This is a genomic window from uncultured Abyssibacter sp. (assembly GCF_964000955.1).
Taxonomy (GTDB): domain Bacteria; phylum Pseudomonadota; class Gammaproteobacteria; order Nevskiales; family OUC007; genus Abyssibacter.
Genome location: NZ_CAXFCL010000084.1, coordinates 1 through 18491 on the forward strand (window position 1 = coordinate 1; position 18491 = coordinate 18491).

The 18491-nt window shown below is 66.7% G+C and carries 15 protein-coding genes; 5 read left to right on the forward strand and 10 right to left on the reverse strand.

Going from position 1 to position 18491, the window contains the following annotated elements:
* Nucleotides 1–250 precede the first annotated feature (250 nt).
* Nucleotides 251–1816, forward strand: a complete 1566-nt coding sequence (locus ABNS06_RS03880) for an alkaline phosphatase PhoX (RefSeq protein WP_348672682.1) — start codon at nucleotides 251–253, stop codon at nucleotides 1814–1816.
* A 12-nt stretch (nucleotides 1817–1828) separates the two neighbouring features.
* Here the strand turns inward: ABNS06_RS03880 and ABNS06_RS03885 are convergent, their stop codons facing one another.
* The 9 genes from ABNS06_RS03885 to ABNS06_RS03925 all read right to left on the reverse strand — a co-directional run bounded on the left by ABNS06_RS03885 (nucleotide 1829) and on the right by ABNS06_RS03925 (nucleotide 12594).
* Nucleotides 1829–3247, reverse strand: a complete 1419-nt coding sequence (locus tag ABNS06_RS03885; protein WP_348672683.1) for a phosphodiester glycosidase family protein — start codon at nucleotides 3245–3247, stop codon at nucleotides 1829–1831.
* A gap of 16 nt (nucleotides 3248–3263) precedes the next feature.
* Complete coding sequence (locus ABNS06_RS03890; RefSeq protein ID WP_348672697.1) at nucleotides 3264–4250, reverse strand: glycerophosphodiester phosphodiesterase family protein; 987 nt, start codon at nucleotides 4248–4250, stop codon at nucleotides 3264–3266.
* A 38-nt stretch (nucleotides 4251–4288) separates the two neighbouring features.
* Nucleotides 4289–5740 carry an alkaline phosphatase family protein gene (locus ABNS06_RS03895; protein WP_348672684.1) on the reverse strand — a complete coding sequence of 484 codons (1452 nt, stop codon included), beginning with the start codon at nucleotides 5738–5740 and terminating at the stop codon, nucleotides 4289–4291.
* A 98-nt stretch (nucleotides 5741–5838) separates the two neighbouring features.
* Nucleotides 5839–7254: a hypothetical protein gene (locus tag ABNS06_RS03900; protein ID WP_348672685.1), complete on the reverse strand. Its 1416-nt coding sequence runs from the start codon at nucleotides 7252–7254 to the stop codon at nucleotides 5839–5841.
* Nucleotides 7255–7341: 87 nt separating this feature from the next.
* Nucleotides 7342–8016 carry a DUF305 domain-containing protein gene (locus ABNS06_RS03905; RefSeq protein ID WP_348672686.1) on the reverse strand — a complete coding sequence of 225 codons (675 nt, stop codon included), beginning with the start codon at nucleotides 8014–8016 and terminating at the stop codon, nucleotides 7342–7344.
* Nucleotides 8013–10397 (reverse strand): serine/threonine-protein kinase, encoded by a 2385-nt coding sequence (locus tag ABNS06_RS03910; RefSeq protein ID WP_348672687.1) that lies wholly within the window; start codon nucleotides 10395–10397, stop codon nucleotides 8013–8015. The genes ABNS06_RS03905 and ABNS06_RS03910 overlap by 4 nt, the downstream gene beginning before the upstream one ends.
* 23 nt (nucleotides 10398–10420) lie before the next feature.
* A complete protein-coding gene (locus ABNS06_RS03915; RefSeq protein WP_348672688.1) occupies nucleotides 10421–11497 on the reverse strand; it encodes a hypothetical protein in 1077 nt (358 codons plus the stop codon).
* Complete coding sequence (locus ABNS06_RS03920; protein WP_348672689.1) at nucleotides 11445–12239, reverse strand: ParB/RepB/Spo0J family partition protein; 795 nt, start codon at nucleotides 12237–12239, stop codon at nucleotides 11445–11447. The genes ABNS06_RS03915 and ABNS06_RS03920 overlap by 53 nt, the downstream gene beginning before the upstream one ends.
* Before the next feature lie 61 nt (nucleotides 12240–12300).
* Nucleotides 12301–12594 (reverse strand): acylphosphatase, encoded by a 294-nt coding sequence (locus tag ABNS06_RS03925; protein WP_348672690.1) that lies wholly within the window; start codon nucleotides 12592–12594, stop codon nucleotides 12301–12303.
* Nucleotides 12595–12621: 27 nt separating this feature from the next.
* Here ABNS06_RS03925 and ABNS06_RS03930 point away from each other — a divergent pair, with 27 nt between their 5' ends.
* Nucleotides 12622–13281 carry a hypothetical protein gene (locus ABNS06_RS03930; protein ID WP_348672691.1) on the forward strand — a complete coding sequence of 220 codons (660 nt, stop codon included), beginning with the start codon at nucleotides 12622–12624 and terminating at the stop codon, nucleotides 13279–13281.
* On the opposite strand, the gene ABNS06_RS03935 is transcribed toward ABNS06_RS03930, so the two are convergent.
* Nucleotides 13278–13616, reverse strand: a complete 339-nt coding sequence (locus tag ABNS06_RS03935; RefSeq protein ID WP_348672693.1) for a tRNA-binding protein — start codon at nucleotides 13614–13616, stop codon at nucleotides 13278–13280. The two genes, ABNS06_RS03930 and ABNS06_RS03935, sit on opposite strands and share 4 nt — an antisense overlap.
* 108 nt (nucleotides 13617–13724) lie before the next feature.
* On the opposite strand from ABNS06_RS03935, the gene ABNS06_RS03940 reads away from it, so the two are divergent.
* The 3 genes from ABNS06_RS03940 to ABNS06_RS03950 form a co-directional block, all read left to right on the forward strand.
* On the forward strand, nucleotides 13725–16139 hold the full coding sequence (locus ABNS06_RS03940; protein ID WP_348672694.1) for a neutral/alkaline non-lysosomal ceramidase N-terminal domain-containing protein: 2415 nt from the start codon (nucleotides 13725–13727) through the stop codon (nucleotides 16137–16139).
* A 74-nt stretch (nucleotides 16140–16213) separates the two neighbouring features.
* Nucleotides 16214–18019, forward strand: a complete 1806-nt coding sequence (locus ABNS06_RS03945) for an acyl-CoA dehydrogenase (RefSeq protein ID WP_348672695.1) — start codon at nucleotides 16214–16216, stop codon at nucleotides 18017–18019.
* Nucleotides 18020–18156: 137 nt separating this feature from the next.
* Nucleotides 18157–18491, forward strand: a 335-nt coding sequence (locus ABNS06_RS03950; protein WP_348672696.1) for a hypothetical protein, incomplete at its 3' end; no start/stop codon positions are given.

Here is an 18491-nt window from a genome sequence, read left to right on the forward strand (position 1 = left end):
CTTCGCAACACAGGATTGCGGGAAAACCGGCCCGTTCCATCCGGATTGCGCCTGAGATGAGGCCAGACTGCGTTGCTCGTCGTTCATTTGGAATGACCAAACCTCTCTCCTCGCGCCTTGCCTGGCCTCATTTCAGGCGGCAACTTGGCGGCGTGAATCAATCAGTGCTTCCTTGGCCGCCGGATCATCATCGAGCTGCAACACCCGCCCGCTAGCCTCTCCGGTCTTTGGCATTCACCTGGGAGCCACGGTGTCCTCGAATTCTTCCATTGCGCTATCACGGCGTTCCGTTCTGAAATCGATCTTTCTCGGCGCCGCGGCGGCCGGTTCGCCACAGCTGCTGATCTCGCGGGCGCGGGCGCAGATGAGTTCGGAACTGCCCATCCCGATCGGCCCGCTGGCGAATATCCCGGATGTCGAGCACAAGACCCTGACCGCCGGCGCCATCGACGGTGTGGACGACGAGGTGTTCGCGCCGCCCGGCTTTGACGTGCGCTGCGTCGCCCGTCACGGCCTGAATCCGCTGACCAACCAGCCGAACGCCTTCGGCTTCGAGTGGCACCTCGACCCCGATGGCGGCGCCGTCTACTCGTCGCAGGCCGATGGCGGCTGGGTCTACGTGTCGAATTCGGAGGACACGCCGGGCGGTGTGGGCGCCCTGCGCTTCGATGCCGACGGCAACCTGATCGACGCCTATCCGATCCTGCGCGGCACCCGGAACAACTGCGCCGGCGGGCTGACGCCCTGGGGCACCTGGATGTCCTGCGAGGAAACCACCGGCGGCCAGATCCACGAGTGCGACCCGTTCGGTTCGGCATCCACCGCCGTGCGCAAGCCCGCGCTGGGTTCCTTCCCGCACGAGGCCGCGGCGATCGATCCGATTCACCACGCCTGCTACATGACCGAGGACGGCGGCAACCAGCGCTTCTGGCGCTTCGTGTCCGACGCGAGCGATCTGAGCGAAGAAAACGGTGTCACCCGCATGGCGATGGAATCGGGCACCTTGCAGGTGCTGACCATCGAGGGCTTCGCCGACGGCGGCTACCCGGAGAACCCGGCCGACGTGCGCTCGGCCGTCCGCGCGACCTGGGAAACCGTGGACATCGACACCTCCGGACGCGGCGGCCTGTTTCCGACCTTCCAGAACGACACCACGACGCTGGGCACCGAATTCAAGAGCGGCGAAGGCATCTGGTATTACGAAATTCCGGAGGAACTGCGCCAGATCCCGAGCGCCGGCGCGGTACCGACCCGAGGCGTGATGTTCTTCGCCACCAAGGGCGACAACCGCGTCTGGGCCTACGACATCGACAACGAGCTGATCGAGCTGATCTACGACAACGAGAACATGCAGATGGAGACCGGGTTCAACCAGGTCGACAACGTGGTCGTGAGCCCGGCGGGCGACGTGCTGGTCGCCGAGGACGGCGCGCTGATGCGTCTCGTGGTCGTCGTCCCGAATGGTCAGGCCAAGCTGCTGATGCAGATCACCAAGGGCGGCTCGGAGATCACCGGTCCGGCATTCACCGCCGATGGTTCGCGGCTTTACTTCAGCAGCCAGCGCGGTCCCAGCGATTCCGACGGCTCCGGCACCGGCGGCGCGACCTACGAAATCACCATTCCCGAGGAATACCGCACGCGTGCGGCAATCGACGAGCCGGTGGGCGAAACGCCGGATGACCCGTCACCGGACGAAGGCGGCCTCGGCAGCTCGGGCGCGGTCGGCACGGCGACCGTGGTCGGTGCCGGGCTGGCGGCGGCGGGTCGGCATCTCATCGCCAAGCGGCGCGAGAATGAGGAGAACACGCCGGACTGAAGCGGCTCGCGATCAGTCGGTCATGACCAGCAGGGCATCGGACACGGGGCGTTCGATGCCATCGGACGGCTTGTTCACCACCTGACCGTGGACCACCATGGCCGATGAGCCGCCGCCGTCGAGATTCATCGCGTCGACGGCGCCCAGATGCTGCATGACGCGCACGGCATCCCCTAGCGGCAGCCCGGCACTCCAACCTGGCTGCCGGCCGTCGCAGACCACCAGCAGAATCCGCCCGGTCGCCGTGCGGCCGATCAGCGTTCGCGGATTCCGGCCATCCACCCAGGTCAGGCCGAACAGCGGGTTGCCGGGGTGACGGAACCCGCCCTCCCGGTCGGTGAGCATGGCCTCGCCGCCGCGGACCAGCCCCGGCCCGCCGTTGAGCATCGACACCTCGGCCGACACGGGCGCCGGCTCGCCGTCCATCGTGAAGCTCGCCTGCGGAACGCCAAGCGCCTGCGGCTGCGCGAGCGCCAGCAGTTCATCGACGCGGGTGCCGGTGGCCACCACCGTGGCGCCGCCGGCCGGGATCGGACCACCGGGTGACCGTGTTTCGATCAGCCGGGATTGCGCATCGAACACGGCTTCAAGACCGTCGACGGCCGGCGTGTCCATACCCCATGCCGGCGTGAACCGGACCAGCTCGTCGGGATCGGTGCAGGTGACGTCATGGCGCGCGTCCTCGGTCGGGCTGTCGCCGCCACGGCCACCACAATTGCGGATGGCGCCGGGCATGCGGTTGATGCCGTCCAGCTCCAGAACCTGTCCGTCGAGGTCCAGCTCCAGAATCGTGCCGGTGCGTGGAAACCGGATATCCCAGTGGCTGCGCGAGAACACCAGCGCCTCCCGGGTACCGACGGCCTCGGACAGCAGTTCGCCGTCAATCACGGTGATGCCGGCCGGATCACCGGCAAGGCCATCCGCACCTGACTCGGGTTCCGCGCTGGCGGTGCCGCCCGGTCCCACCACGAAAAATCCGGCATTGATGGCGGCCAGCGCGCCGACCTCGGCAGCCATCTGCGAGGGCGTGGCCTTGCCGGCGATCCGGTTCTGCGCCAGCGCCGGCGCCAGGTGACCGGAAAAGCGCTGAGGATCGATCTCCAGGATGTGAAAGGCGTAGGGCCCGGTATCGAACAGCGAGGCCGGGGAACCGCCGCCGACCAGCTGCGTGAGCAGGACCTCACCGCAGGGCAGCGGCAGCGCCGATTCCTCGGCCGTACCGCGCAGAATCCGATGCAGCAGCACGCCGGGTGCCACCTCGCACAGCTCACGGGATTCCGGCAACATCCAGCCCAGCGGCAACGGCGCCGGATTCAGCTCGCTCGCAGCAAGGTCCGGCGGTGCCGGCGCATGCGAGCCGTGCCCGGAATCACCGCAGCCTGCGGTGATCGCGGCAAGCGCGATCAGGCCAATCAGTCCGGATATCCGCATGTGCGCACTCACCGGCTCATTCGGCACACATCGGAAAGCCGGGCGGCTGCACCAGCGCGGGCGTGAGCCACTGACCCGGCAGGTCGCGACCCAGCAGGTTGAGCAGGCACGCCGGGTAGTTGGTGATGACACCGTCCACGCCCAGATCGATCATCCGCCGCATGTCCTCTTCCCGATCCACCGTCCAGGGGAGCACCTCCAGCCCCGCGGCCTGGGCGATGCTGACGCACAGATCCAGGTCGGAAATCACGTACTCCGGCGAGACGATATCGTGACCCATGAGCGTGGCATACAGCACGCCGTTGGTGCACAACGTGGCGCCAACCTGCCCCACCAGAAATGACGTGCGAATGTCCGGGTCACGCAGCTTCACCAGATCCAGCGCGGTGGGCAGGAAGGACTGGACGACGAACTTGTGCTTGAGCCCGGTGGCCTGGATCAGCGGCACCAGCGCCTCGGCGATGGCATTGCCGGTGGGTGGCAACTCGTCGCTCTCGATCTTGATCTCGATGTTGACGCGCGGCGCATCCTCGCCCATCTGCGCGATCCAGGCGAACACGTCCTCCACGCGCTCGATGCGCACACCCTGCCCGCGCAGCGGATGCTCGCGCTCGGGCCGATGCTGGGTGTTCGCCTCGGCCGGCTCCCACCAGTAGGCGGCATCGCAGTCGGCGAAGTCGGCGTGGTTCATCTCCGAGATGTTGCCGCTGCAATCGGTGGTGCGGTCCAGGGTCTCGTCGTGAATCAGCACCAGCACGCCATCGGCCGTGAGAATGGTATCCATCTCCAGCTCGTCGACACCCAGGCGCACCGCGTTCTCGAAGGCAAGCATGGACTCGTCCGGCGCATGACCCGTCCCGCCGGCATGGGCGGACACGTAGGGCCCACCGGGCACCGGCGGATCGGGGTTGGGATCAGGCGAGGGATCGGTGGTCGGCGGCTGATCCACCGGCTCGGCTACCCGCGCGCTCTGACCACAGGCGACCAGCAGACTGGCCAGCATGGCCACGGCCAGCCATCGTGGACACGGGACGCGCACCACTACACGTCAAATCCGTATTTGCGCGCCACGTTGCGCAGCGACAACCATTCCAGATTGTGCTGCGCGTGACTGATGCTGGCGCTGCTCAGTTCTCCGGGCTTGAGCGGCGAACCGGGAAAGGTCGGAATCGGGAATGGCAGTCCGGTCGTGCATTCCACGCCGAACGGCCCCAGCGGCACACCGAAGTCCGGTGCGGACAAATCGGGTTCGGCGTCGAAATCCAGCGCATAGGCCAGGTTCAGCGACCAGTCGCCACGCACGCCCAGCGGCTCCAGACCCCAGCGCCAGCAGACCATGTTCAGCACCGAGTTGATGTCGTACTGCTCGTGGGCGACATGCCCGCGGCGGGCGCGAGGCCCGATCACGATGGCGGGCACCCGAAAGCCCAGTCGGCCGTCATTCTCCAGCGCCGCCTCGTCATCCGACACCGGTGCCAGCGGAGGCGCGACATGGTCGTAGAACCCGCCCCACTCGTCGTAGCAGTACACCAGCACGGTGCGCTCCCAGTTCGGGCTGTTGCGCACCGCGTCGTAGATCGATGCCATGAAGGCCTGACCGTTGCGCACGTCGGCCTGCGGATGGTCGTCGTTGCTGATGCCGTTGGGTGCCTCGCCGAGGAAGCGCGGATCGACAATGGAGATGTTGGGGAGCTGCCCCAGCGCGGCCTCCAGCAGGAAGGACTCGAAGCGGCGTGAACGCGTCAGGTACTTCGCGCCCCACAGCGCCGTCACCGGCAGATCGTGAAAGTAGTAGGCGCTGCTCAGCCCGGCGGAGTCCGCCCGATCCCAGATGGTCGGCAGCGAGGAGATGTCCAGCGAATTGCTGGTCCGGTCCGTCTGGCCCGAATGCAGGTACATCCGGTTGGGGAACGTCGACGCCAGGATGCCGTGAAAGAACCGATCGAAAATGGTCCAGTGCGTCGCGCAGCCATCGAAGAACGGCAGGTCCTCGCGTCGGTAGTAACCGACCGGAAAATGGTCGATCTCGACGCTGGCGTCACCCACCGTCTTGAGAAAGCCGTCCATTGCGCCACCGGCGAAATGCGCACGGCCGGCGCTGTAGTTGTGCGCGGGGTCTTCCTTGCCGCAGCCCTGGAATCCGTACTCCTGGTGCTCGGCGAGCGGAAAACTCTGGATGAGGTCGCCGTTCTTGTCCTCGTACTGCACGCCGGCCTGAATGCCGTCGGCACCGGGCACCCAGCCCATCATGTGGTCGAAGGTGCGGTTCTCCATCATCACGATGACGACGTGATCGAAGCCCGCGTCCTCCGGGGAGGGCAGCGTCACAGCGTCCGGCGGCATCGGCCGATCGATCGGCTCGGACCCGTCACCCGATGAGGAACCGCCGCAGGCGGCCAGGCCGGCCGTCGCCGCGGCGCCCAGCACGCCGGTCAGCACCTCGCGGCGGCTCAGACGAGCGCCGGCCTTTTCATCACCCTTTTTCGAGTCCACCTGTGCCCCCAGCGGTAGCCGAATTCCAAAGAGAAAAGGCTAGCCGAGGGGCGTGACAGCGGCATGAAATCCCATGCGGACGGGGCGGCGCCCGTCGGTTACCAGACGTCGTTGGTCACCCGCACGACGTAGAAACCGCTGTAGCCGTCCGTGTACCAGATCTCCTTGCGCTCGGGGACGAAGGCCGGACTGGACATCGCCCAGTTGCTGGCCTCGAACACGGGGGTCAGGCGCGGCTGGACCGGCGCGTTGAAGTAGGCGATTTCCCTGGGATTGGCCGGATCGCGAATGTCGAACACGCGCAGACCGGAAACGATCATGCTGCACGCCGCGATGTCCGGGTTCACCCGCGTCGGCACATTGCAGTAGTGCCCGGCATAACCCTGGATGGGCAGGAACGCACCGGGATCGCCCGCGATCTCCGCACGATTCTCCGGCTCATGCACTTCCAGGCGCAGGTCGGAGACGATCACCGGCGCGGTCTCGTCGGAAATATCGATGATGCGCCCGGCGCCCACCACGTCCCCGTGCGCGGCCACACCGCCATCCGCCTGATTGGCGGAATACTCGTCGATTTCCAGCACGTAGGACTTGCCATCACGCGTGAACGGGATCGCATTCTGCGGAATGGTCATGTTGGGCCAGGTGATGTTGGCGACTTCGTAGACCTGCGGGTCCTCGACGCGCGCCTGGATCTCGGACACATCCAGAATCAGCATGCCCAGCCCGTTGCCGGAGGCGATATAGGCACGATTGCCATCCTGGCTCACCGACAATCCGTGCGAGTAGTACGGCCCGCTCCACAGCCGCGTGGGCAGCAGCGGGTTGGTGATGTCCAGCGCGACCAGCGTTGGCGTGCCCGGATTGGCCGAATAGAACGTGCGACCGTCCGGCGCCAGCCCGCTTTCGTGACCCAGGTTGCCGACCAGCGCGGACGAGCGGAGCTGCGGGCTGCGGCAATCCTCGGAAATGTCGTAGACATCGACGATGCCGGGGTAGAAACCGGGATTGCCCATCACCGCCGCCAGCACGCCGCCTTCCTGCGACACGACCAGTGACTCGTGCGGCGTGAGCATCGCCGGCGTCAGCAGCCGCGTGACCAGTTCGGGGTTGGCCGGGTCCGACATGTCCATGACATTCACGCCGGCTTCGACATCCAGCAGGTTGGTCGGAAAGAGCAGCGTGGAATCGTAGTAGGCGCACTCGTTGCCCTGCGCGTCCACGTAGCGTTCAACCTTGAACCCGCCCACCGTGCCGATCGCATTGGGCGTGGTGTACGAACCGACCAGCTCGGTGTTGCAGGTGTAGCCCTCGGCGGCTCGACCGCTGGTGTGGTCCTCGCTGCTCACGCGGCCCTGCATGCCGGTTTCCGGATTGGAGCCGGGGCCGCAGACGGCCTTCGGAGGCGGCCCTTCCGAACCCACCGGTGTGGAAGGTGCCGAATCGCTGCCCCCGCAGCCGCTCAGCACGACGGTCGCGAAGCCCAGCAGGGCCATGGCTGCCATTGATCTCATCGTTGTCTCCCGCATTGTTGTTCTGTTCGCGGCCCCGCACCCGGCCGCCGCGCGCCCTGCCCGTTTCGCGCCAGGCGGTTGCCGGCGTCAGCCCGGAGGTCGCGGCGACTCGGCCGGCGTCTGCTGCAGCGCGTGCAGCATGACGCGAATGCCGGCAATTTCCCTGGACTGCTCCAACACGATGTTGGAGGCAACCCGTCGAACTGCGTGAATTCTGGCATGTTCCGCGGCAAACCGGGCCATTGGCACTCCACCTTCGTGATGGGCCAGCATCAACTCCAGAAACAGGCGCCGGCGATCGCGTCCCTGCAACGAGCGAAGGCGGCGCAGCTGCTCATCAGTGGCAAGCCCGGGCATCCCTGTGGGTGAGGCCTCGCAGTCGAGCAGATATTTCGCCAGTGCCGGGCTGGGCGGACTGTCCGCCAGCAGCATCCAGCTCATGCTCGTGGTATTCGGCAGGAATGGCTCATTCCACAGGCGCAACCAGCCCCGCATCTCGCCGAGTTCCAGCAGTTGCGTCCCGATGATCGACCGCGACAGGTTGGTAATGGCGGTGGACTCGTCGCCGACCATCATCTGCGCCATCTGCACCGCCTGCTGATGATGCAGGCTCATGAACTGGGCGAAGCCGATATCCACAGCACCGGGCTGCACGCCGGCCAGCCGGGCTCGGGCCTGGCGAAGATCCTGATACTGCAACGCGGCCAGCACCATCGCGAGCAGGGCCAGCCCTGCGAGTACGGCGGCGACAAGCCGTTTCATCGCGCGTCGTCCAGTGCCGCAAGCCAGTCGCGAACCGCGCGCGTTTCCGCATGATCCGCGCCCAGCGAAGCATCCAGTAGCGCAACTGCCTCGTTCAGGTATGCGCGGGCGGAATCAATGCGCCCGTTGTTGGCCAGACAGCGTCCCATGTTGGCGATGAAGATACCGAGTGACGGCGACGTTGGATATTTCAGTGCCCGGGCGCGGGGCTCCATGCGCTCGAACAGCGCGAGCGCCTCGGCATGACGTCCGCGCTCATCCAGCGCCGCGGCGTAGTAACCGTAGAACGAGACATCCGGCGACGTGACATCGCGCGACATCGCATCCAGCCGGGCAACCACCTGCCCGAGCAGCGCGAAGGCTTCGTCATCCCTGCCCTGCGGTTCCAGCGACAGCGACAGATCGACCATCGACACCAGCGTGCCGACGTCGTAGAGGCCACGCGCCTGTTCGAACGCCGCCCATGCGTCGCGCAGCACAGTCTCGGCCTCGGCCCAGTTGCGTTGCTCCATCAACAGCATGCCGAAGCGGTGCCGAGTCTGGGCGATATCGATATTGTCGGTGCCCTGCACCCGAATCCGGTCGGCCAGCAGGTCGCGCATGCGAGCCTCCGCGGCATCAAGGTCCCCGCGAACCTGGTCGACTTTGGCCAGCCACTCGCGCGCATGAAAGGTGCGTGGATGGTCGGCGCCATACTTGGGCATCAGGGCGGCCAGCATGTCGGTGGCCAGCGCCTCGATTTCGTCATAGCGATGCTGCGGCGCCAGCGCGAAGCAACGCCACTCCATCATCTCCAGGGTCGTGTCGTCGGAAGGCCCGAGTCGGCGCCGCGCCTCCGCCAGCGCCGGTTCCAGCAAGGTGTCGCAATCCCCGAAACGCTGCTGCTCGCAGACCGCGTGCCCGAGCCGCGCGGTCAGCGCCAGACGCCATGGCGCGGTCCCGGCGTCATCAGCGGGGATCGCCCGCAGCGCGTCTTGCAGGAACACCTCGGCCTCGGCGTAGCGGCCATGGTTCAGCAGCACGCGGGCATAGTCGTTCTGCGTACGCAGCAGTGGTTCGGAGCCCGGCGGGAAATGCCGCTCGGCCAGAACCAGGGCTTCGGCGAGCAACTGCTGCGCGGGGTCGAGCCGGCCCAATGCGTTGTAGGACATGCCCAAACCGCGTCTGAGCTCGGCCTGCACCCGCGGCGGATAATCCGCCGCATCGGAATCCAGCGATGATCGCGCGAAGTCCAGCACGTCGTCCGCGCCCAGCTCGCGGCCACGGGCGACAGCGGGCGTGGCCGCGGCAAACATCTGTTGCAGGAACTCGTTGGCCGCAACCGCCTCGGCGCCGCGCTGCTCCGCCTCGACCCTGGCTCGTGCCTCGCCCCAGGCGAACCAGGCAGCGGTCACCGCACCGCCGACCAGCGACAGCAGGGCGACCCCGACCGCCGCCGCCAATGCCTTGTGCCGGCGCACCATCAGGCCGAGCAGATAACCGGCCGTGGGCGGTCGCGCCTCGATGGGCTGACGGCGCAGCACGCGTTCGATGTCGGCCGCCAGTTCCGCGGCGGAGGCGTATCGCTGGCCGGGCTCGCGCGCCATCGCCTTCATGACCACCGTGGAGATGTCGGCTCCCGCCTCGCCGCAGACCTCGCGGAGCCTGCGCGGCGTCTGCTCGCCCAGCACCCGGACCGCACTGACCAGCGACATCTCACTGAGCTGCGGGTATGGATGCCGGCCGCTGATCACGCGATAGGCAATCACGCCAAGGGCGTAGACATCGGCCCGGGCATCGACCTGATCCGACTCCAGCATCTGCTCCCAGGCCATGTACGCGACCGTTCCGATCACCTGCCCCGCGCTGGTCATCTGCGTCATGTCCCCCTGATTCACCAGGCGGGCGACGCCGAAGTCCAGCACGGTGGGATGACCGTGGGAATCCACCAGCACGTTCGCCGGCTTCAGATCACGGTGGATCACACCACGGGTATGCGCGGCATGCACGATGCGGCACAGCGCCGCCAGCAGTTCCAGCCGCTGCCGCAACGGCAGCGCGCGACGTTCAACGTAGGCCAGCAGATCCTCGCCCTCGATGTACTCCATGACCAGATAGGGCAGGCGGCCTCCATCGGTCTCGGTCTCCCCGGCTTCGTAGACGCGGGCAATCCCGTCCTGACCGAGCGCCGCCATGAGTTCGATCTCGCGCCGAAAGCGCCGACGAAACACATCGGAGGCAACCGCGCTGCGCAGCACCTTCAGCGCGACCAGACGGTGCGGCGTCTCCTGTTCGGCAAGATAAACACGCCCCATGCTGCCCTCGCCGAGCAGGCGCAGGATGCGGAAGCTGCCGATCCGACGCGGCAGATCATCGGGGCTGGCGGACGGCTCTGGCTGCACGGTCGTGCCGACGGATCAACGGCTCAGGAAGGGTTCGGCCGCAACAGGGTCAGCCGATTGCCGACGCCGGACGCGGTATCACCGAGGATGCCCTTCTCGGTGATCAGCAACTCGTCCGGTCGGAACATCGGAGGCTGTCCGACGATGACCGACGAGGGAAACGACAATCCACCCAACGCCGTCCCGCTGATCTCGACGCCATCCGCCCCCAGCAGCACGATGCGGCCGGACAGGTATCCGGTGACGATCAGCCGGTCGCCAACCGAAGTCAGATCATCGAGCAGGCTGGCGAAGGTCGCCACGGTGACAACATCGCCGGCACTGCCATCCGGCAGGATCGGCACCGAACGCACGGCGCCCAGTTCCACCGGCAGGATCGAGGAATCGGTGAAATAGAGCAGGTTCCCGCGCCGCACCAGCCCGTTCGGAAACGCCAGCCCGTCGTCCAGCCAGGTGATCTGCTCAACGACCTGCATCGGATCGTTCTCGGCGAAGCGCAGCCGGATGATCTTGGGCGACGGCAGGCTGCCGTTTCCGGGCAGCGGCCCGTCGGTCACGTACAGCGCGCCGTCGGCGCCGGTTGCCATGCCGTTGGGCAGGGCGGTGTTCTCGTAGGTATGGATCGGCGCGAGTTCGGGCTCGGCGTCCAACGCGGCCGCGTACAACTCGCCGCTGCCGCAGCTGGCGTACAGCGTGTAGCCACGCAGGGCGAGACCGGTGAAGTTGCAATCGGTGGGCGACAGCGGCGTCAGCTCGACCGTGGTGTCACCGGTGCGTACGACCTCGAACACGTTGGTGCCACCGGATACGAACAGGCGACCGCCCGGCGTGAACAGCAGGTTCTCGGCATCGGGAACGGTGGCGAGCACGATCAGTTCACCGCAGTCGGATGCGACGCAAAGTTCGACCGGAACCTCGTCACCGGTTCCCGGCGAACCGGATCCACCACCACACGCGGCCAGCGCCAGGGCCGCGAAGAGGCCCGCCAAGGGCTTCCAGAGTGTCATCGTCTCCCCCGCCCCGCCGATGGTGACGGGGATCTTCTCGCTATTCGCCGGGCGTTCGAACGCCCAGTCGTTCCAGAATACCGTCGAATTCATCAAGGCTGTGGAACGCGACGCGCAGTTCTCCCCGGGCGCCATCGAAGTCGATCGCCACCTTGTTGCCCAGCGCCTCGGTCAGTTCGCGCTCCAGCGCCTGCCACTGGGCATCGCGACGCGGCGCGCGCTCGCCCGCCGTGCGGTCCTTCAGCGCCGCGCGGCACCGCGATTCCAGCACCCGCACCGACCAGCCGCCGGATACCGCGTCCATGGCCATTCCCGGCTGCATGGCCGCTGGCAGGCCGGCCAGCGCCTTGGCATGGCCCAGCGTCAGCAGCCGCTCGTTGACCAGCTTCTGTACCGGCTCGGCCAGCTTGAGCAGGCGCAGGTAGTTGCTGACGTACTCGCGCGACTTGCCGATGCGTTTGGCCGCCTCGGCGTGGGTCAGCTCGTAGTGATCGGCCAGAAACTGCAACCCGGCGGCAGCCTCGATGGGCGTCAGCGACTCGCGTTGCAGATTCTCGATCAGCCCCAGCACCATGGCCTCATCGTCGCTGAGGTCATCGCGGAGAATGGCCGGAATCTCGTGCAGCTGCGCCTGCTGCGCGGCGCGCCAGCGACGCTCGCCGGCCAGCAGTTCGTAGCCGTCGTCCAGCGAGCGCACGACCACCGGCTGCACCACCCCGGACTCGCGGATCGACGCGGCCAGCTCGGCGATGCGTTCGGGATCGAAGCTGCGCCGCGCCTGGTAGGTTCCGGGCCGGATCAGGTCAATCGGCAGATGGCGAACCGTGGCATCCAAGGGTGTCTGGGAACCTGCGGAAAAGACGGCGGAGTTTAGCAACGCCGCGAGCTCATCCGGATCAGCGAATCTCGAAGCCGGTGGACAGCGTGTCGTCTTCCACCGCGTCGGAATGCCAGACGCTGTCGACCCGTGCCATCGCGGGCCCCTGATTCAGCCATTCCGTGAACGGTTCCAGCTGCGCGGCGGTTCCGAAGGCCACGCCTTCCACGCAACCGTCCGAGCGATTGCGCACCCAGCCGGCCAGTTCCAGGCGCTGCGCGGTCTCCCGCGTCGCGGCGCGGAAACCCACGCCCTGCACGCGGCCGGACACGACAAAACCGCGACAAGTGCGCCGGTTCGTGTCCTGTATCATCGATGCCTCCTTGCCGACAGATGTGTCATGCCGAAGCTGCTGCCTCGCTGGCGTCGTCGATCCGGCGCCTCGGACCGTCATTCGGTGCCCGCCCTGGGCGCCGGCACCGAGCACACTCGCCTGCGCGCGACCGTGCCCGGGCTGTTCGGTCGCGAACCATTGTTGCGCATCGATGTGGATGTGGAAACGCGTCAGGACACCGATGGCGAAACCGTGCGCATCGTGGCGCAGATCGACGGGCATCTCCCGGCCCCGCCCGCACCGGCGCTGAGCGCCCCGCCTTCCGGCCCGCGCTCACTGCGACTGGCCGCGCAGGCGCGGGTGGAACGGGCGATGGAACGCGTGGCGCAAAACCCGGCGGTCCGACGCGGCCTGGAGCGCGCCGCCGGCCATCTGCGCAGCCAGCTGGTCATCGAGGCGTCCACGCGGCCGCTGGCTAAGGGCGCGACGGCGCTGATTCCCTCCGGCCTCGCGCGCATCGGGTTCGGCGCGACGCGCGCCGACGATTCGCCCTACCCGGTGATCGAGGCCTGGCAGGGCCCGGTGTCGAAGCGCGGTGGGTCCTCGCATGTTGGCGTGGTGCAGATCGCCAAGCGCCACTTGCCGCCGGCACTGGTCAAATCGCTGGGTGACAAGCCGTTCAGCCTCACCGCGGTGATCGCCCACCAACTCGAGCCCGACGACTAACCCAGCTTCGCGCCGTTGGGCACGGCCTGATCGGGCACCGCGAGCACCACCGCACCGTCGTCGCGGTAAAAACCGGTAACCAGACACTCCGACCGCATCGGCCCGATCTGCTTCGGCGGAAAATTCACCACGCCGATGACCTGCCGCCCGACCAGATCCTCCAGCGCATAAAGATCGGTGATCTGTGCGCTGGATTTGCGCTCGCCGATCTCCGGACCGAAATCCACCCGCAGGCGGTAGGCGGGCCGGCGCGCCTCCGGGAACGGCTCGGCGGCGACGATGGTGCCCACGCGAAGCTCGACCCGGGTGAAATCGTCCCAGTTGATCATGTCCATGTCGCGAGTCTCCGTGGCAGTCGCAGTGGTCATTGGTGAATGGCATATGTTGCGCAATCGCCGCGGCACTTCATACGCTCGCAACATTGCGCCATCCGGGGAACCACCATGTCTGACCACCCTCGCATCCCGAGCCGCGTGCGGCTGCCACTGCTGTTACTGCTCGGCGGCCTGTTGCAGGCCTGTGGTCAGAGCCCGCAACCGCGTACGGCGCAGGATGACCCGGACCCACCGGTGGACCTGATGTGCAGTGTCGACGCGCTGACCGAAGCCGAGATTCTCGCGGTCGCTCGGCCCGAGCCTGACGCGCCACTGGCCGATCTGTCGCACTACGCGCCCCGGAACGCGAGCCGGGCTCAGGACGCCGCGCTCAACAGCGGCGGCTGCGCGCAGAACACCCGCTTTCGCTACGCCGCCGGCCGGGGCGACATCACCGGCCCGATCGGCGCCAACATGGCCGGGTATGTCGACACCGACCAGATCTCCAACGGTTTGCTCGACCGCCAGCACGCCCGCGCCTTCATCATCGAATCCGATTGCAGCGGAACCAGCGAGCGTGTGGTGCTGGTACAGATGGACATCGGCCTGATGTTTCACGCCATCCGCCAGACCGTGCTGGACCGGCTGGCCGACGACCCGGTGCTCGGCGCGTTGTACACCGACAGCAACCTGCTGATGAACGCCTCGCACAGCCACGCCACCGCGGCGGGGCAATCCCACTTCGACGCCTATCACGTGCTCACGCTGGGCCATGACGCGCAGGCGCTGGAGCACGCGGTCTCCGGCGTGATCAATGCCATCGCCCGCGCGCACGACGCCCTGCAAAGCGCCACGCCGGGGCCGATTCGCTTCAATCAGGGCGAGCTGCTCAACGGCACGGTCAATCGCTCGATCGAGGCCTACGAGCAGAACCCGGAAGACGAGCGCCTGGCGTTCGTCGACACCCAGGGCCGCGAGGTCACCACGAACCGGATGATGAGCCTGCTCAAGCTGGAGCGCGACGACGGCACCGCGGTCGGCATGCTCAACTGGTACGCGATCCATGGCACGTCCATCTGGCAGAACAACCTCCAGCTGTCGGGGGACAACAAGGGCTACGCCGGCTACCGCTTCGAGCAGGATTTCGCGGACACCGATCCGGACTTTCTCGCCGGTTTCATGCAGGCCGACGAGGGTGATGCCTCGCCCAACCTGTTCATCGTCGATCTCACCGAGGCGGAGTTGCGCGACCTGAACTCCGACGGGTTCCAGAACCGCGCAGGTGGACGCACCGAGGCCGAGAACGCGTTGATCGCCGGCTACAAGCAGTACCGCCGTGCCCGCGACCTCTATGACGATGCCGAGGAAACGCTGACCGGCGGCGTCGGACATCGATCGATCTTCATCGACTTCTCCACCGTGCAGGTGGATGCGCCGCGCGCCTATCCGGATGCGCTGCAACCGGACAACGACGTCTACGAGACCTGCACCAGCGCGCTGGGCGTGTCCTTCGCCGGCGGCGCCGAGGACGGCCGTGGCCCGACCGCGGAAGGCCAGACCTGCACCGACATCACCGACCTGGACGCCATCGTCGAACTGATCGAGGAGAACTTCTCCGCCGGTTCGGCCGGCGCCATCCCGCCGGGCCTGATCGTGCCGGTCGGCTGCGACAACGTGGCCTACGACCTGATCGGATACGCCTGCCATGCGGAAAAGCCCATCATCTTCCCGCTGGGCCTGCCCTCACCGTTCCTGCCGACGCAGACGCTGGAGCCGCAGACGGTCAAGCTGCAAGTCATCACTCTCGGCAACCTCGCCATCATCGCGGCGCCCTGGGAGGTCACGACGATGTCCGGCCGACGCATCCGTGACGCCGTGCTCGATACCCTGGAGGATGCGGGCATCGACTATGCGGTGATCTCGGGCCTGTCCAACGGCTTCGTGCACTACCTGACGACGCGCGAGGAATACTCCGAGCAATACTACGAAGGCGCCTCGACCGTGTTCGGCCCGTGGTCGCAGGAAGCCCTGGAACAGGAGCTGGTGCGCATCGCCACTCAGCTGCGCAATGACGAACCGGCGAGCAGCCCTTACGCCAATCCGGGCTTTCGCAGCAATCGCAGCCTGATGCTGAACCCGATGCTCGCGCCGGATGGCATACCTGGCGGCGCCTTCGGCGATGTCGCGACCCAGCCGGACACGCAGTACCAGCTGGGCGACGCGCGCATCGAAATCGTGGTGGAGTTCGCCGCCGGCCACCCGCGCAACGACATGCGCCTGGACGAGAGCCTGCTCTACATCGAGCGGCAACAGCCCGATGGAAGCTGGGCGACCATCCGGGCCGACGCGGACTGGTTCACCCGCTTCGAATACATCGCCGCGGCGCTGCCCACCGGCGAGAACCACGCGCGGGTGACCTGGATCGTCGAACCGGAGACCGAGCCGGGCATCTATCGCGTCCGCCATGTCGGCGCCAGCGCGTCCGGCGGCTACGAAGGCATCTCAGAAGCCTTCGAGCTGCTGCCCTGCGAGACCTCCACATAAGCCGAGCTCACGTCTGGCCGCGGCCGGACGAGGATGGCAAGATCGGCGCCCGACAAAAATAAACACCTGCGTACATGAGCTCACTGATCAATCGCCGGGACCTGGACTTCCTGCTGTTCGAATACCTGGAGGCGGACACGCTGACGGCCTTCGACCGTTACGCCGATCACGATCGCGCAACCTTCGACGCGGTGATCGACGCGGCCGAGCAGCTCGCCGTGGATCAGTTCCAGTCGCATGCGGCCAAGCTGGACGCCAACGAGCCGCACTTCGACGGCGAGCGCGTGCACATCATTCCCGAGGTGAAGGCGGCGGTGGACGCCTACATCGACGGCGGGTTTCTGGGCATGGCCTTCGACGCCGAGGACGGCGGCCTGCAGCTGCCCTATACCATCGCCCAGGCCTGCGCCTCGCTGTTCTCGGCGGCCAACATCGGCACCGCCGGCTACGCGTTCCTGACCGGCGCGGCGGCAAACATGCTGCGCATCGTAGGCAGCGACGAGCAGAAGCAGCGCTACATGCGCCCGATGATCGAGGGTCGCTTCTTCGGAACCATGTGCCTCTCGGAGCCCCAGGCCGGCTCGTCACTGGGTGACATCAAGACCCGCGCCATCCCTCAGCCGGACGGCAGCTATCACCTCGTCGGCACCAAGATGTGGATCTCCGGCGGCGAGCATGACCTGTCGGAGAACATCGTCCACATGGTGCTGGCCAAGATCGATGTGCCAGACACCCCACCGGGCACCAAGGGCATTTCGCTGTTCGTCGTGCCCAAGTTCATGGTCAACGACGATGGCTCGCTGGGCGCGCGTAACGGCGTGCGACTGGCCGGCCTCAACCACAAGATGGGCTACCGCGGCACGGTCAACACCGTGCTGAACTTTGGCGAATCCGAGGACTGCGTAGGCTACCTCGTCGGCACGGCCAACAAGGGCCTGGCCGGCATGTTCCACATGATGAACGAGGCCCGTATCGGCGTTGGCATGGGGGCGGCCGTGCTGGGGTATGCCGGTTATCAGGTCGCCCTGGACTACGCGAAGAACCGGCCACAGGGTCGGCCAGCGGCGGACAAGAACCCGACCAGCAAGCCAGTCGCGATCATCGAGCACGCCGACATCCGCCGCCTGCTGCTGGCCCAGAAGGCGGCGGTCGAGGGCGCCTACGGCCTCTGTCTGTACTGTGCCCGCCTGGTGGATACCGTCGATGCCGGCGGCGATGAGGATGCCATTGCGCATGCCCGACTGCTGCTCGAAATTCTGACGCCGATCGCCAAATCCTGGCCCAGCGAGTTCTGCCTGGAAGCGAACAAGCACGCGATCCAGGTGCTCGGCGGCTACGGTTACACGCGCGACTACCCGGTGGAGCGCCTCTACCGCGACAACCGCCTCAACCCCATCCACGAAGGCACGCACGGCATCCAGGGCATGGACCTGCTCGGCCGCAAGGTGCTGATGCAGGACGGCGCCGCGTTCAAACTGCTGGTGGCGACCATTACCGAAACCGTCGAGCGCCATGCCGGCGACGACACACTGGGCGAGTTCGCCGCCAGCCTGCGCGAGGCGCTGGCGGCCGCTGGTAGCACCACCCAGACCCTGGTCGGCGCGGCGATGTCCGGCCAGCTCGACCGCTTCCTCACCAATGCCACGATCTATCTCGACATGCTCGGTCACGTCGTGCTGGCCTGGCAGTGGCTGGAACAGGCCGGGGTCGCGCTGCGCAATCGCGCCAACGCGCCCGACGCCGACCGCGCGTTCTACGACGGCAAGCTCACCGCCTGTCGGTATTTCTTCCGCTACGAACTGCCGAAAATCCATACGCAGTGCGCACTGCTCAAGCAGCTGGACGATACGACGCTGACCGTTGATCCGGCCGGACTCTAGGGACGCTCTGATCCAGGCACGCTTCCAGGACGTTGCCGCCACACGGCCGACATTCAATCTGTATCATTCGGTCGGCACGAAACTTGACTAGAAATCCGCGACTTAGAACGCACTTCGCTACTGGAACCTGAAGACGGATGTCCTGCGCCCTGCATGCCCTCAACGATGACCTGATCGTCGAGGACAACTGCTTTATTGCTCATTTCGATGGCTATCGGCTGGAAAGTGTTTTCCAGCCAATCTTCAGCTATGCCCATCATCGCGCCATCGGGCACGAGGCGTTGCTGCGCGTCACCGACAGCGACGGGACACCGATCGCGCCGTTGCAGTTTCTCTGCCGCCCGTGGCCAACCGAACGCGCGATCGAACTGAACGCGCTGATCGCGCGGATGCACGTAGCGAACATGAGCCGCTGCCAACCGGAGAATCAGTGGCTGTTTCTCAACGTGGACCCGGTGGACACGGCCCGAAC